This window comes from Pseudomonas alcaligenes (assembly GCF_041729615.1).
In the GTDB taxonomy this organism is placed as follows: Bacteria; Pseudomonadota; Gammaproteobacteria; order Pseudomonadales; family Pseudomonadaceae; genus Aquipseudomonas; species Aquipseudomonas alcaligenes_B.
On the sequence record NZ_CP154874.1, the window covers coordinates 3778044 to 3792500 of the forward strand.

The 14457-nt window shown below is 68.2% G+C and carries 10 protein-coding genes; 5 read left to right on the forward strand and 5 right to left on the reverse strand.

Translation table 11 applies throughout. The features are described 5' to 3' along the window. Positions 1–272: 272 nt before the first annotated feature. Positions 273–3155, reverse strand: coding sequence for a ribonucleoside-diphosphate reductase subunit alpha (locus tag AAG092_RS18375; protein ID WP_110682228.1), 2883 nt, complete (start codon positions 3153–3155; stop codon positions 273–275). A 749-nt stretch (positions 3156–3904) separates the two neighbouring features. On the opposite strand from AAG092_RS18375, the gene AAG092_RS18380 reads away from it, so the two are divergent. The 3 genes from AAG092_RS18380 to AAG092_RS18390 all read left to right on the forward strand — a co-directional run bounded on the left by AAG092_RS18380 (position 3905) and on the right by AAG092_RS18390 (position 7382). After that, positions 3905–4627 carry a response regulator gene (locus AAG092_RS18380; RefSeq protein WP_373387803.1) on the forward strand — a complete coding sequence of 241 codons (723 nt, stop codon included), beginning with the start codon at positions 3905–3907 and terminating at the stop codon, positions 4625–4627. After that, positions 4624–6243 (forward strand): ATP-binding protein, encoded by a 1620-nt coding sequence (locus AAG092_RS18385; RefSeq protein WP_373387805.1) that lies wholly within the window; start codon positions 4624–4626, stop codon positions 6241–6243. The genes AAG092_RS18380 and AAG092_RS18385 overlap by 4 nt, the downstream gene beginning before the upstream one ends. A gap of 116 nt (positions 6244–6359) precedes the next feature. Continuing rightward, complete coding sequence (locus AAG092_RS18390; RefSeq protein WP_373387807.1) at positions 6360–7382, forward strand: alpha/beta fold hydrolase; 1023 nt, start codon at positions 6360–6362, stop codon at positions 7380–7382. An 11-nt stretch (positions 7383–7393) separates the two neighbouring features. Here AAG092_RS18390 and glpD read toward each other — a convergent pair whose 3' ends face one another. Both glpD and AAG092_RS18400 read right to left on the reverse strand, forming a co-directional pair. Then, positions 7394–8923, reverse strand: coding sequence for a glycerol-3-phosphate dehydrogenase (gene glpD, locus AAG092_RS18395; protein WP_373387809.1), 1530 nt, complete (start codon positions 8921–8923; stop codon positions 7394–7396). 288 nt (positions 8924–9211) lie between these two features. After that, positions 9212–9970, reverse strand: coding sequence for a DeoR/GlpR family DNA-binding transcription regulator (locus tag AAG092_RS18400; protein WP_110682223.1), 759 nt, complete (start codon positions 9968–9970; stop codon positions 9212–9214). 133 nt (positions 9971–10103) lie between these two features. On the opposite strand from AAG092_RS18400, the gene ybaK reads away from it, so the two are divergent. Continuing rightward, on the forward strand, positions 10104–10574 hold the full coding sequence (gene ybaK, locus AAG092_RS18405; RefSeq protein WP_373387811.1) for a Cys-tRNA(Pro) deacylase: 471 nt from the start codon (positions 10104–10106) through the stop codon (positions 10572–10574). 45 nt (positions 10575–10619) lie between these two features. Then, the gene (gene glpK / locus AAG092_RS18410) at positions 10620–12107 is read left to right on the forward strand and encodes a glycerol kinase GlpK (protein ID WP_373387813.1); all 1488 of its coding nucleotides are present in this window, start codon (positions 10620–10622) and stop codon (positions 12105–12107) included. 4 nt (positions 12108–12111) lie between these two features. Here glpK and AAG092_RS18415 read toward each other — a convergent pair whose 3' ends face one another. Both AAG092_RS18415 and AAG092_RS18420 read right to left on the reverse strand, forming a co-directional pair. Then, on the reverse strand, positions 12112–12891 hold the full coding sequence (locus tag AAG092_RS18415; RefSeq protein ID WP_373387815.1) for a type IV pili methyl-accepting chemotaxis transducer N-terminal domain-containing protein: 780 nt from the start codon (positions 12889–12891) through the stop codon (positions 12112–12114). 49 nt (positions 12892–12940) lie between these two features. After that, positions 12941–14194 (reverse strand): alginate export family protein, encoded by a 1254-nt coding sequence (locus AAG092_RS18420; protein ID WP_373387817.1) that lies wholly within the window; start codon positions 14192–14194, stop codon positions 12941–12943. Positions 14195–14457 lie beyond the last annotated feature (263 nt).

The window sequence follows — 14457 nt, forward strand, 5'->3', positions numbered from 1 at the left end:
GTGGCCTGGCCCCCTCTCCCTGGCCCTCGGCTTTGGCATCCTGCGTCGCCCTACCTCCTGCATCCTTGCAGTCGTCTCCCCGAGGGGAGAGGGAAACAGCGGTCCGAGTGGCGTGTAGCTTTGGCTTTTAGCCTCTGCCACTCGGTGCAAGCGGTTTGCAGAGCGAGGCAGCGCTAGGCGCCCGGTAGGGTGGAGCCCCTGAGCGTGCTGTAGCACGTGATGGGGGCCGCCCTGCCGGGCAACAACGCGAAGTCCGCTCTGCGGGCCGCGACTTACTGACACGCTTCGCAGTCGGGGTTGTCGATGGAGCATGCCTTTGGAACCGGAGCCGGGCCGGCCGGGGCGGCGAAGCTGCCCTCGTCGATCGCACCACTGGACACGGCGTTGAGCTTGCCGGTGTTGATGGTGGACTTCTCGGTGCTGGTGGCGGCCAGGGCACGGAGGTAGTAGGTGGTTTTCAGGCCACGGTACCAGGCCATGCGGTAGGTCACGTCCAGCTTCTTGCCCGAGGCGCCGGCGATGTACAGGTTCAGCGACTGGGCCTGGTCGATCCACTTCTGGCGGCGGCTGGCGGCGTCGACGATCCACTTGGTTTCCACTTCGAACGCGGTGGCGTACAGGTCCTTGAGGTCCTGCGGGATGCGCTCGATCTGCTGCACGGAGCCGTCGTAGTACTTCAGGTCGTTGACCATGACGCTGTCCCACAGGCCGCGGTTCTTCAGGTCGCGCACCAGGTAGGGGTTGATCACGGTGAATTCGCCGGAGAGGTTCGATTTCACGTACAGGTTCTGGTAGGTCGGCTCGATCGACTGCGACACGCCGATGATGTTGGAGATGGTCGCGGTCGGCGCGATGGCCATGATGTTGGAGTTGCGGATGCCTTTCTTGACGCGCTCGCGCAGCGGGGCCCAGTCCAGCGACTCGGACAGGTCCACGTCGATGTACTTCTGGCCACGGGCCTCGATCAGGATCTGCTGGGAGTCCAGCGGCAGGATGCCCTTGGACCACAGCGAGCCTTCGAAGGTGCTGTAGCTGCCGCGCTCGTCGGCCAGGTCACAGGAGGCCTGGATGGCGTAGTAGCTGATCGCTTCCATGGACTTGTCGGCGAACTCGATGGCCGCGTCGGAGCCGTAGGCGATGTGCTGCAGGTACAGGGCGTCCTGGAAGCCCATCAGGCCGAGGCCGACCGGACGGTGCTTGAGGTTGGAGTTGCGCGCCTGCGGCACCGAGTAGTAGTTGATGTCGATGACGTTATCGAGCATGCGCACGGCGGTCTTCACGGTGCGGCCGAGCTTCTCGGTGTCCAGCTTGCCGTCGACGATGTGGTTGACCAGGTTGATCGAGCCCAGGTTGCAGACGGCGATCTCGTCCTTGTTGGTGTTCAGGGTGATCTCGGTGCACAGGTTGGAGCTGTGTACCACGCCCACGTGCTGCTGCGGGCTGCGCAGGTTGCACGGGTCCTTGAAGGTCAGCCACGGGTGGCCGGTCTCGAACAGCATGGACAGCATCTTGCGCCACAGGTCCTTGGCGGCGATGGTCTTGAACACCTTGATCTTGCCGTAGCCAGCCAGGGCTTCGTAGTACTCGTAGCGCTCCTCGAAGGCCTTGCCGGTGAGGTCGTGCAGGTCCGGTACTTCGGACGGGCTGAACAGGGTCCACTGGCCGTCGTCGAACACGCGCTTCATGAACAGGTCCGGAATCCAGTTCGCGGTGTTCATGTCGTGGGTACGGCGACGGTCGTCACCGGTGTTCTTGCGCAGCTCGAGGAATTCCTCGATGTCCAGGTGCCAGGTTTCCAGGTAGGCGCACACGGCGCCCTTGCGCTTGCCGCCCTGGTTGACGGCCACGGCGGTGTCGTTGACCACTTTCAGGAACGGAACCACGCCCTGGGATTTGCCGTTGGTGCCCTTGATGTAGGAGCCCAGCGCGCGCACCGGGGTCCAGTCGTTGCCCAGGCCGCCGGCGAATTTCGACAGCATGGCGTTGTCGTGGATGGCCTGGTAGATGCCCGACAGGTCGTCCGGCACGGTGGTCAGGTAGCACGAGGACAGCTGCGGACGCAGGGTGCCGGCGTTGAACAGGGTCGGGGTCGACGCCATGTAGTCGAACGAGGACAGCAGGTTGTAGAACTCGATGGCGCGCTCTTCCTTCTGCGGCTCTTCGATGGCCAGGCCCATGGCCACGCGCATGAAGAACACCTGCGGCAGTTCGAAGCGGATGCCGTCCTTGTGGATGAAGTAGCGGTCGTACAGGGTCTGCAGGCCCAGGTAGGTGAACTGCTGGTCGCGCTCGTGGTTCAGCGCCGCACCCAGCTTGGCCAGGTCGTAGTCCTTCAGCTTGGGATCGAGCAGCTCGAATTCCACGCCCTTGTCCACGTAGGCCGGCAGGGCCTTGGCGTACAGGTCGGCCATCTCGTGGTGGGTGGCGCTGTCGGCGATGCCGAGGAAGCCCAGGGCTTCGGCACGCACGTTGTCCATCAGCAGGCGGGCGGTGACGTAGGAGTAGTTCGGCTCGCGCTCGACCAGGGTGCGGGCGGTCATCACCAGGGCGGTGTTGACGTCCTTCTCGGCCACGCCGTCGTACAGGTTCTTCAGGGTCTCGGACTCGATCAGCGCGCCGTCGACCTCGGCCAGGCCTTCGCAGGCTTCGCGGATGATGGTCTGCAGGCGGCCCATGTCCAGCGGCTGCACACTGCCGTCGGCGCGGGTCACGCGGATGCTCGGGTGCGGCTGGGCCACGTCGGCGGCGCCGCTGCTCTTGCGCGCCTGGGCGCGGGATTCGCGGTAGATCACGTAGTCGCGGGCGACCTTCTGCTCGCCGGCGCGCATCAGGGCCAGTTCGACCTGATCCTGGATTTCCTCGATGTGGATGGTGCCGCCGGAGGGCATGCGGCGCTTGAAGGTGGCGGTGACCTGCTCGGTCAGGCGCGCGACGGTCTCATGGATACGCGACGAGGCGGCGGCGGTGCCGCCCTCAACTGCGAGGAACGCCTTGGTGATGGCCACGGTGATCTTGTCGTCGGTGTAGGGGACGACGGTGCCGTTGCGCTTGATCACGCGCAGCTGGCCGGGCGCGGTGGCGGCCAGATCCTGGCTGGATTCGGCGGCCTGCGGCGCCACGGCCTGCGGGTTCTCGCGAGTTGTGTCGGTGTGCATGGGGATCTCCCGTTCTCTCATTTATTAGTAGGCCGTCGGTCTGGCAGGTGGAGCCTGCGCGACCAGCGGCCACAGCTTTATGGCCAAATCGTCCGCCGCGCCGGAACCACCAGGAGAGCCGGGCATGCGGGAACTACGTACTGCTACTGCAAGGCAGGGGGCGCGGACTCAAGCGCCTCCCTGGCCCAAGTCAAACATCACGGTCATGCAAAACCGTGACCACAATACCTAGTGGTATGCGCCCGAGGGCTGCATACCGCTATACGACAGGGGGCGACGACCTTCGCGACCCTCTGCCGTGGCCTGGCGGACAAGGCCGGGCCGGCGGAAAACGCGTTGCAACTCACCGGGTGCGGCCAACGAAAGGGCCTTCTCGACATTCATTCTTCTAGTGTCCGGTGGTCTGGCCAAAACCCAACATGTAGTGGGCTGGCGCTGTGGGGATACAAGATAATGCGCTGTCCGGGGCAATGCAAGGTGACTTGCCTGGGATATCCTGTGGATAAAGTGTGGGTGGTTTGTGTGTGAAATCGGTCGATCCGGCGCAGGCCGCGTGATTGCTGACTCATACCGTTCGTCGCCGTTTGTGTGCGCTTTCACGGTGGCGAAAAGGCCGCGCAGGCTGTGGGGGTAACCACAACATATAGTGGTTGGCCTGTCCAGCGGCACGGGCTGTGCTGCGCCGTCGCGGTTGCTAGAATGCCCGGCCCGCGCAGCAGTGGCGTGCGGGCCTTAGTGAGGAGCGGACGGTGGAACAAGAAGCGCACATCCTGATCGTCGAGGACGACCAGCGCCTGGCCGAGCTGACCCGGGAATACCTGCAGGGCAACGGCCTGAGCGTGGCCATCGAGGCCGACGGTGCGGCGGCGGCGGCGCGCATCCTCAAGGAGCAGCCGGACCTGGTGGTACTCGACCTGATGCTGCCGGGCGAGGACGGCCTGTCCATCTGCCGCAAGGTGCGCGGCCAGTACGCCGGGCCGATCCTGATGCTCACCGCGCGCACCGACGACATGGACGAGGTGCTCGGCCTGGAGATGGGCGCCGACGACTACGTGTGCAAGCCTGTGCGCCCGCGTGTGCTACTGGCGCGCATCCGTGCCCTGTTACGACGCAGCGAGGCCGGGGCGGAGGCGCCGGCGGCGGAGAACCAGCGGCGCCTGGAATTCGGCCCGCTGGTGATCGACAGCGCCATGCGCGAGGCCTGGCTGCGTGGCGCGAGCATCGAGCTGACCAGCGCCGAGTTCGACCTGCTCTGGCTGCTGGTGGCCAATGCCGGGCGCATCCTGTCCCGCGAGGAGATCTTCACCGCCCTGCGCGGCATCGAGTACGACGGCCAGGACCGCTCCATCGACGTGCGCATCTCGCGCATCCGCCCGAAGATCGGCGACGACCCGATGCATCCGCGCCTGATCAAGACGGTGCGCAGCAAGGGCTACCTGTTCGTCGCCGAGGCCGCCAGCGCCCTGCAATGAACACCATCTTCCTGCGCATCTACGGAGGCATCATCGCCGCCCTGTTCCTGGTCGCGCTGCTCGGCGTCGGTGCCCTGCAGCTGACCAACGAGGTGCGCAGCGACCAGTACCGCGAGCAGCTGGCGCGCGGTACCTTCCGCCTGATGGCGGACAACCTGCAGCCGATGGGCGATGTCGACCGGCGCCGCGCGCTGGTGACCTGGAGCCGCCTGCTCGGCGTGACGCTGCAGCTGCAGCCGCTGTCCACCGAGCCGCTGGACGGCCGCGCCCGTGGCCGCCTGCTGCGTGGCCAGGTGCTGGTGGAGCAGACCGGGCCGCACGCGGCACGGGTCTACGTACTGGTCAGCGCCGAGCAGCAGCTGGTGCTGACCACCGAGGTGGAACAGATCAGCGAGCAGCTGGCGCGCGCCACTGTGTACCTGCTGATGGACGAGCTGGTGCGCTACCCGATCGCCGAGCAGCCGCGGCGCCTGGCCGAGTTGAAGGAGGCCAAGCAGTTCGGCTTCGACCTGCGTCTGGTGGTGCTGGAGAGGCTCGACCTGGACGAGGACCAGCAGCGCCGGGTGGACGAGGGCGACACGGTGCTGGCGCTGGGCAAGGGCGGTGACTCGATCCGCGTGATCGCCGGCATGGTCGGCACGCCCTGGGTGCTGGAGGTCGGCCCGATCCAGCAGATGAATCCCTATCCCACCGAGCTGCTGGTGCTGATCGGCGCGCTCGGCCTGAGCCTTACCGGGCTGATCCTCTATCTGCTGGTGCGCCGCCTGGAGCGCCGCCTGCAGGCGCTGGAGGATGCCGCGGCGCTGATCGCCAACGGCCGCCTGGAGGCGCGTGCGCCGACCCAGGGCGCCGACTCGGTGGGGCGCCTGGCGAGTACCTTCAATGCCATGGCCGAGCAGCTGCAGCGCCTGCTCAACGTGCAGCGCGAGATGGTCCGCGCGGTGTCCCACGAGCTGCGCACGCCGGTGGCGCGCCTGCGCTTCGGCCTGGAGATGATCGCCGACGCGCACAGCGACGAGGCGCGGCGCAAGTACATGGAAGGCATGGACGGCGACATCCAGGAGCTGGACAAGCTGGTCGACGAGATGCTGGTCTACGCCCGCCTGGAGCAGGGTTCGCCGGAGCTCAATTACCAGGTCGTGGACCTGCGCTGCCTGCTCGACCAGGTGATCGAGGAGCTGGCGCCGCTGCGCGCCCATATCCGCGTCGAGCGCGGCCAGGGCCACGATGCCCCGGACGGCGGCGCGCTGGTCGAGGCCGAGCCGCGCTACCTGCACCGGGCCCTGCAGAACCTGCTGAGCAACGCCATGCGCCACGCCGAGTCGCGCGTGCGCCTGACCTACCGCATCGGCCACAAGCGCTGTCGTATCGACGTCGAGGACGACGGCCCCGGTGTGCCGGAGGAGGCCTGGGAGCGGGTGTTCACCCCCTTCCTGCGCCTGGACGACAGCCGTACCCGCGCCTCCGGCGGCCACGGCCTGGGCCTGTCCATCGTGCGTCGGATCATCTACTGGCACGCCGGTCGCGCCCATGTCGGGCGCAGCGCCAGCCTCGGCGGCGCGCAGTTCAGCCTGGTCTGGCCGCGCCGCCAGGCGCAGGCGAATGAGTCGGGCTGAGCGCGTCACTACCGTTCGGCAGCCTTCATCAAATTGTCATCGTTCTGTGGCAGCGCGCCCGCATGAACATCCGCAGACTCGCGCTCCACTGGGGTTCTGCGTTCCGGATGTTGCCGATGCGAGTTCTGTTGCTTCTCGCCGCGCTGTGGTGCGGCCTGCCGTCCCTGGCGGCGAACCGTTGCGAGGTACAGGTGCCGACTGCCATGGCGCAGGTGGGTGAGGTGCGCCTGGCTTACCAGAGCATCGGGCGCACCAGCGACCCGGCGCTGCTGCTGGTGATGGGCCTGGGCGGCCAGCTGATCCACTGGCCGGACGAGGTGGTGGCGCGCCTGTGCCAGCAGGGTTTCCGGGTGATCCGTTTCGACAACCGCGATGTCGGCCTGTCGTCCTGGGTGGGGCCGGTGCCCGAGGCCAACCTGGCCTACCAGCTGTTCAGCTACCGCCTGGGCCTGGGGGCGCAGGCGCCGTACAGCCTGCGCGACATGGCCGGCGATGCCCTGGGCCTGATGGATGGCCTGGGCATCCGGCGTTTCCACGTGCTGGGGGCCAGCATGGGCGGGATGATCGCCCAGCACATGGCCGACCTGGCGCCGCAGCGGGTGGAGAGCCTGACCCTGCTGATGACCAGCTCCAGCGCGCCGGGCCTGCCGGCGCCGGATGCGCGCCTGCTGCAGCAGCTGGCGCGGCGCGAGGCGCTGGGCCGTGAGGCGGCCATCGCGCAGCAGGCCGATCTGCTGGCGGCCCTCGGCAGTCCGGGCCTGGCGGCCGAGCGCGCGCAGCTGCTGCGCGAGGCCGAGCGTAGCTACGACCGCGCCTTCAACCCTCAGGGCGTGGAGCGGCAGATCCTGGCGATCCTCGCCGAGCCGAGCCGGGTCGAGCTGCTCAACCGCCTGCGCCTGCCGACCCTGGTGGTGCACGGCACCGCCGACCCGCTGCTGCCGGCCATGCATGGCGTGCACGTGGCCGCCCATATCGAGGGCAGCCAGCTGAAGCTGATTCCGGGGCTGGCCCATCGTTTCCAGGCGGCGTTCAAGGAGCCGCTGCTGGCGGCGGTGCTGCCACACCTGCGCCAGCAGCGCATGCGTGACACGCAGCTGGCGCAGAGCGCCGGGGAAGAGGGCGGGCGTTCGCGGCTCTAGGCCGGCGTCGCCTAGAGCGCCTGGGCCTGGGGTGCGACCTGGCTGCCCTGCAGGTAGTCGCGGAGTCGCGCCTGCTGGCCGGGCGTCATGAACAGGCCGAGCTTGGTGCGGCGCCAGAGGATGTCCTCGGCCTCCATCGCCCATTCCTCGCGGCACAGGTAGTCCACCTCGCGGCTGTACAGGCCGGCGCCCAGGTGCTCGCCCAGCTCGCTCTGCCGCTGCACGCCGTCGAGCAGGCGCCAGGTGCGGCTGCCGTAGGTGCTGACCCAGCGCCGCGCCAGCTCGCGGTCGAGCCAGCCGAAGCGGGCGATCAGCTTGTCCACCAGCGCCTCGCGGCTGTCCAGGTTCTCGCCGCCGGGCAGCGGCGCCTTGGCCGTCCAGGCCGGGCACAGGTGCGGGAAGTTCGGCGCCAGCAGCGCCAGGGCCGATTCGGCGAGCTTGCGGTAGGTGGTCAGTTTGCCGCCGAACACCGACAGCAGCGGCGCCTCGCCCGGCGCGCCGGACAGCGACAGGGTGTAGTCGCGGGTGATGGCCGAGGGCTGGTCGGACTCGTCGTCGCACAGCGGGCGCACGCCGGAATAGCTGTGCAGGATGTCGCTGCGCTGCAGCTGCTGCTTGAAGTGGGCGTTGACCACCTGGAGCAGGTAGTCGGTTTCCTCGTCGCTGATGCGCACCTTGGCCGGGTCGCCCTGGTACTCGCGGTCGGTGGTGCCGATCAGGCTGAAGCGCTCCAGCCAGGGGATGACGAAGACGATGCGCTGGTCCTCGTTCTGCAGGATATAGGCCTGCTCCTGGTCGTGAATGCGCGGCACCACGATGTGGCTGCCCTGGATCAGGCGGATGCCGTAGGGCGACTTCTGCTTGAGGTCGTTCTGGAGGAACTGCGCCACCCAGGGGCCGGCAGCGTTGACCAGGGCGCGGGCGCGGATGGAGAACAGGCTGCCGTCGGCGCGCTCCAGGTGCAGATGCCACAGGCCCTTGCTGCGCCGCGCGCTGACGCAGCGGGTGCGCGGGTGGATGTGGGCATGGCGCTCGCGCGCGGCCATGGCGTTGAGCACCACCAGGCGGGCGTCGTCCACCCAGCAGTCGGAGTATTCGAAGCCGCGGCCGATCTCGGCCTTGAGCGGGCTGCCGGCGCCGAAGCGCAGGCCAGTCGAGCCGGGCAGTTTCTCGCGCTTGCCCAGGTGGTCGTAGAGGAACAGGCCGGCGCGGATCATCCAGGCCGGGCGCAGGTGCGGGCGGTGCGGCAGGATGAAGCGCATGGGGCTGACGATGTGCGGCGCCTTGGCCAGCAGCACCTCGCGCTCGGCCAGGGCCTCGCGCACCAGGCGGAATTCATGGTGTTCGAGGTAGCGCAGGCCGCCGTGGATCAGTTTGCTGCTGGCCGAGGAGGTGTGCTGGGCCAGGTCGTCGCGCTCGCAGAGGAACACCGAGAGGCCGCGCCCGGCCGCGTCGGCGGCGATGCCGGCGCCGTTGATGCCGCCACCGACCACGGCCAGGTCGTAGATTTCGGCGAGGCGGGGAGGCTGGCTGAGCGGCATGGCAAGGCACCCTGAGTTGTAATGTGAACGCAGAAATGTTCGATTTCGAAAATATGCTAGCCGAGGATGTGCGCTTTCGCCAGCCCGAAAAGCGCCTGGGTGCTGGAAAAGGGAGGCTGAGCGGGTGCTCCCCTCTCCCGCTTGCGGGAGAGGGCTGGGGGAGAGGGATCGCGCCGATACAGCCCTCCAAATGGGAGAGAGGAGGTTGGCCTATAGCCCCGGTGCAATCCGCGATCGGAGCCGCCAGCTTCCCGGATGGCATCCGGGCTACCGGGCGGAGATGCCGGATCAGACGATATGCAGCTGGATCTTCTGCTCGTGCAGCAGGCGGGCGATGCCCGGCGCGGGCGGCGCGTCGGTGTACAGGTGGTCGATCAGGGCGATCGAGCCCAGGCGCACCACGGCGTTGCGCCCGAACTTGCTGGAGTCGGCGGCCAGCAGCACCTGGCGGGCGTTGTCGATGATGGCCTGCGACACCCGCACCTCCTGGTAGTCGAAGTCCAGCAGGCTGCCGTCCTCGTCGATGCCGCTGATGCCGACGATGGCGAAGTCGACCTTGAACTGCTGGATGAAGTCGGCCGCCGCCTGGCCCACCACGCCGCCGTCGCTGCGCACGCTGCCGCCGGCCACCAGCACCTCGAAGTCGGCCTTGTCGGCCAGGGTGGCGGCCACGTGCAGGTTGTTGGTGATCACCTTGAGGTGCTTGTGGCCGAGCAGGGCGCGGGCGATGGCCTCGGTGGTGGTGCCGATGCTGATGAACAGTGAGGCGTGGTCGGGGATGCTGGCGGCGATGGCCTCGGCGATGCGCTGCTTCTCCTCGCGCATCTGCCCGGCGCGCATGGCGTAGGCGGTGTTCTGGATGCTCGAGGCCTCGCTCGCCGCGCCGCCGTGGGTGCGCCGCAGCAGGCCCTGCTCGGCCAGCTGGTTGATGTCGCGGCGGATGGTCTGCGGGGTGACGGCGAAGGCCTGGGCCAGCTCGTCGATGCTCACGTAGCCGCGCTCGCGGGCGCGTTCGAGGATGCTCTGCTGGCGGGGTGGGAGGCTCATGGGCGGTCCTTTTCATCGGCCGGCGGATTATAGCGAGCTGCCGGTATTGCGCGACGGGCGAGGCGGACGCTGCCGTCGGCGGTTTTTTCCGTTAAGGTACGCGAATTCTGTCAGAGAATTTTCATATTCGAACATGACTCCTGCCATCGATCTGCTGAAAAAGGCCAAGGCCGAGCACAAGGTGCACAGTTACCAGCACGACCCGAAGACCGCCTCCTATGGCCTGGAGGCCGCCGAAAAGCTCGGCCTGGACCCGGCGCGGGTGTTCAAGACCCTGCTCGCCAGCACCGACAAGGGCGAGCTGCTGGTGGCGGTAGTGCCGGTGGCCGGCAGCCTCGATCTCAAGGCCCTGGCCCACGCCGCCGGGGCCAAGAAGGCCGACATGGCCGACCCGCAGCTGGCCCAGCGCAGCACCGGCTACCTGGTCGGCGGCATCAGCCCGCTGGGGCAGAAGAAGCGCCTGCGCACCTTCATCGACGAGAGTGCCAGGCAGCATCCGACCATCCACGTCAGCGCCGGGCGGCGTGGCCTGGAGGTGGAGCTGAGCGCCGCGGTGCTGGCCGAGCACACCCGCGGCAGCTTCGCCGCCATCGGCCGGGAATGATCCAGCCCCCGAGCGGGGCCCACCCATAACAACAAGGAAACGCGCATGTCCCAGTATCTGCTCGCCATCGACCAGGGCACCACCAGCTCCCGCGCCATCGTCTTCAGTGCCCAGGGCCTACCGCTGGCCAGCGCCCAGCGCGAGTTCAAGCAGTACTTCCCCAAGGACGGCTGGGTCGAGCACGACGCCGAGGAGATCTGGCTGAGCACCCTCGAGGTGTGTCGCCAGGCCCTGGCCAGCAAGGGCCTGAAGGCCGAGGAGGTGCGCGCCATCGGCATCACCAACCAGCGCGAGACCACCATCGTCTGGGACGCCGCCACGGGCACGCCGATCCACCCGGCCATCGTCTGGCAGGACCGCCGCACCGCCGACTACTGCGCCGGGCTCAAGGCCGCCGGCCACGAGGCCGCCGTGGCGCAGAAGACCGGCCTGCTGATCGACCCCTATTTCTCCGCCACCAAGCTGCGCTGGATCCTCGACAGCGTGCCCGGCGCCCGCGAGCGCGCCGAGCGTGGCGAGCTGCGCTTCGGTACCGTCGACTGCTTCCTGCTGTGGCGCCTCAGCGCTGGCCGGGCGCACCGCACCGACGCCAGCAATGCCTCGCGCACCCTGCTGTTCAACATCCACAGCCAGCAGTGGGACGAGGAGCTGCTCGAGCTGTTCGACATCCCGCGCAGCCTGCTGCCGGAGGTGCTGGACTGCGCCGCCGACTTCGGCATCACTGCTCCCGAGCTGCTCGGTGCCGCCATCCCGGTGCTGGGCATGGCCGGCGACCAGCAGGCGGCGCTGATCGGCCAGGCCTGCTTCCAGCCCGGCATGGTCAAGAGCACCTACGGCACCGGCTGCTTCATGATCCAGAACACCGGCGCCACACCGGTGGCCTCGCAGAACCGCCTGCTCACCACGGTTGGCTACCGCCTGAACGGCCAGGTCAGCTACGCGGTGGAGGGCAGCATCTTCGTCGCCGGCGCCGCCGTGCAGTGGCTGCGCGACGGCATCAAGCTGATCGGCCATGCGCGCGATACCGAGGCCCTGGCCGAGCAGACCGGCGACGCCTGCGGGGTGTACCTGGTGCCGGCCTTCACCGGCCTCGGCGCCCCCTACTGGGACCCAAAGGCGCGCGGCGCCATCTTCGGCCTGAGCCGCGACACCGGAATCAAGGAGATCGTCACCGCCGGCCTGCAGTCGGTGTGCTACCAGACCCGCGACCTGCTCGAAGCCATGCATCGCGACGGCGCCGCCGCGCCCAGCGCGTTGCGGGTCGACGGCGGCATGGTGGTGAACAACTGGGTCATGCAGTTCCTCGCCGACATCCTCGGCGTGCCGGTGGAGCGCCCGGAGGTGACCGAGACCACCGCCCTCGGCGTGGCCTACCTGGCCGGCCTGCAGGCCGGGCTGTACCGCGATCTGGGCGAGATCGCCAGCCACTGGCACCGCCAGCAGCGCTTCACCCCGCGCATGGCCGCGGAACACCGCGACAAGCTGTACGCCGGCTGGCTGGATGCGGTGAAGCGGGTGCGCAGCGAGGGCTGAGCCCTCAGCCCTCGCCGCGCATCACCTGCTCGTAGGCGCTGGTCAGCTCGTTCATCTGCCACAGCAGGGTCTCGGTGGTGGTGGCGATCACCGTCGGCACGTAGTGCGAGTCGGCCGACAGCTGGAAGCCGGCGCGGGCGAAGCGCCACTGCGCCTCCACCTTGCGCAGCGCCGCGCTGATCTGCGGGGTGTTCTGCTCGGCGGCCAGCAGTTCCTGCTGGGCGGCCTCGAATTCCGCGCTGGCCTTGTGCAGCTCCTCGGCCAGGCCCGGCAGCGGCAGGTTCCAGCTCAGCGCCAGGTACAGCTTGGCGATGCGCTGGCTGAGCATGCGCTGGCGGCCGCTGTGGTTGACCAGGCGGGCGCCGGCGTTGCCGGTGTGCGCCTCGATCAGCTTCACCAGCGCCTCGCTCTGCGCCAGCAGCTGGTCGCTGAGCTGCAGCAGCGGCACGGCCTGTTCGCGGCTGGGGCGCGACAGGGCCAGTTCACGGTACTGCTGCCAGGTCTGCCCGACCTCTTGCAGGGCTGTGGCGATGGCCGCGTTGGGTGCGTATTGCTCGAGGGCGAGGAAGTTGCTCTCGAAGCGCGCCACGCTCTGGTCCAGCTGGGCGATGGCCAGCTCGCTGCGCACCTCGGCGCCGATCATCAGGTAGCTCTTGGCGATGCGCTGGCTGAGCATGCGCTGCATGCCGGACAGGTTCATCGCCTCGGCATCACCGATGGCGGCGCTGGCGGCCGGGCAGAGCAGGGCGAGGGCGAGCGCGAAAACCAGGGTAAGACGACTCATGGGCTTGCCTCCACGGGCGCGCGGCGAGGCCGCGCGCCGCTTGCCGGTTTCAGTAGGTGTACTGCAGCTGCAGCCAGACCTTGTCGGTATCGACGCTGCGCGCCTCGTCGTCCGAGTCGTAGGTGGCGTACTTGACCAGGCCGACCAGGCCCTTCACCCCGGGAATCGGATGGGCGTAGGACAGGTCGATCTCGCTGCCGTAGTCGTCGCTGCCCTGCTCGGTGGAGAAGTCGTGGTACCAGGCCTGCAGCGTGCCGCCGAACAGCGGTGCGGTGGCGCCGAAGTAGAGGTCCTCGACACCGTCGGCCGGGGTGGTGAGGAACACGTCGGCCCAGCCCTGGAAGGCGTGCTTGGTCGCCAGCGGGGTCTGGAAGGCGCGGTTGCCCGGGTCGCTGTCGCCGCCCAGCACTTCGTAGCCGGCCTTCAGCTGCACGCCCTTGAGGGTGTAGCCGAGTTCCGCCAGGTAGTACTCGCTGTCGAGGTCCTGCGGGTTGCTGTCGTAGTCGCTCTGGCGCGCGTACTCGAGCACATAGCTGACCCCGGCGATGGCGCCGTTCAGGCGCAGGCCGCTGGTCTGGCTGGACAGCGTGCCCTCGGCACTGGTGGGCGTCAGGGCCAGGTTGTCGAGGTCCAGCAGGTAGCTGTAGGCGGTGGCGGTCAGCTCCGGCATGAACACGTACTGGGCGTTGATCAGGTGGCTGTGGCCGTCGATGTTGGCCGGGTTGGCGGCGCTGTCGTAGCGGCCGTTGTCCGGGCCGAAGATGGTGTTGACCTGATCGATGTAGGCGTAGCTCAGGGTCAGGCCGTCGAGCGGCTTGAGCTGGGCCAGGGCGCCGTCGTAGGTCTGCTCGTTCTGCCGCCAGGCCACGCCGCCGATGAAGCGCTGGTTGTCCAGGTTGATGCGCTGGCGGCCGAGCACGGCGCTGCCGTACTGGTGGTCGTAGCGCAGCAGGGCCTGGTTGACCTCGGTGCCGTCCGGGTCGGCGACCACCGCGTACTCGCCCTGGCCGTTGCGGGTGTCGTTGTAGGCGGCATCGCCCAGGCGGCTGACGTTGTCCACCTCGACCAGGCCGGACAGGCCGTACCACTTGCCGCTCTGGAAGCCGGCGCGGGTGCGCAGGGTCTGGGCGTTGGCGTCGCGCAGGGCGTTGTCCTGGTCGACGTTCTCGAAGCGGTAGCGGGCGTCGAGGATCGGCTTGCCCTGGGTGAACAGGTTGCTGAAGTCCTCGGCGGCGAAGGCGGCGTGGCTGCAGCTGGCAGCGGCGATGGCGAGTGACAGCAGGGTGGGTTTGATCATGCTCATAGCGGTCTTCCTGTTGGCCAAATAACGCAAAAAAAAACGCCACAGCGCCGGGCTCCCGAGGGGGCAGGGCTTCTGTGACGTCGTTGTCGGTTGAGTGGCAGACACGCCGTTGTGCTGACCGGAGTCGGCCATAGCAGGCGGCGTGCCAGGATCGGCAAGTGGCTGATTTACCGAGATTTAGCGGTTCTTTCAGAACTTTTCGCGATTTCGGGCTGCACCGCGCTCGACCGCCGCGCATTGAGACAGTGCAGCTGTATGGCCGC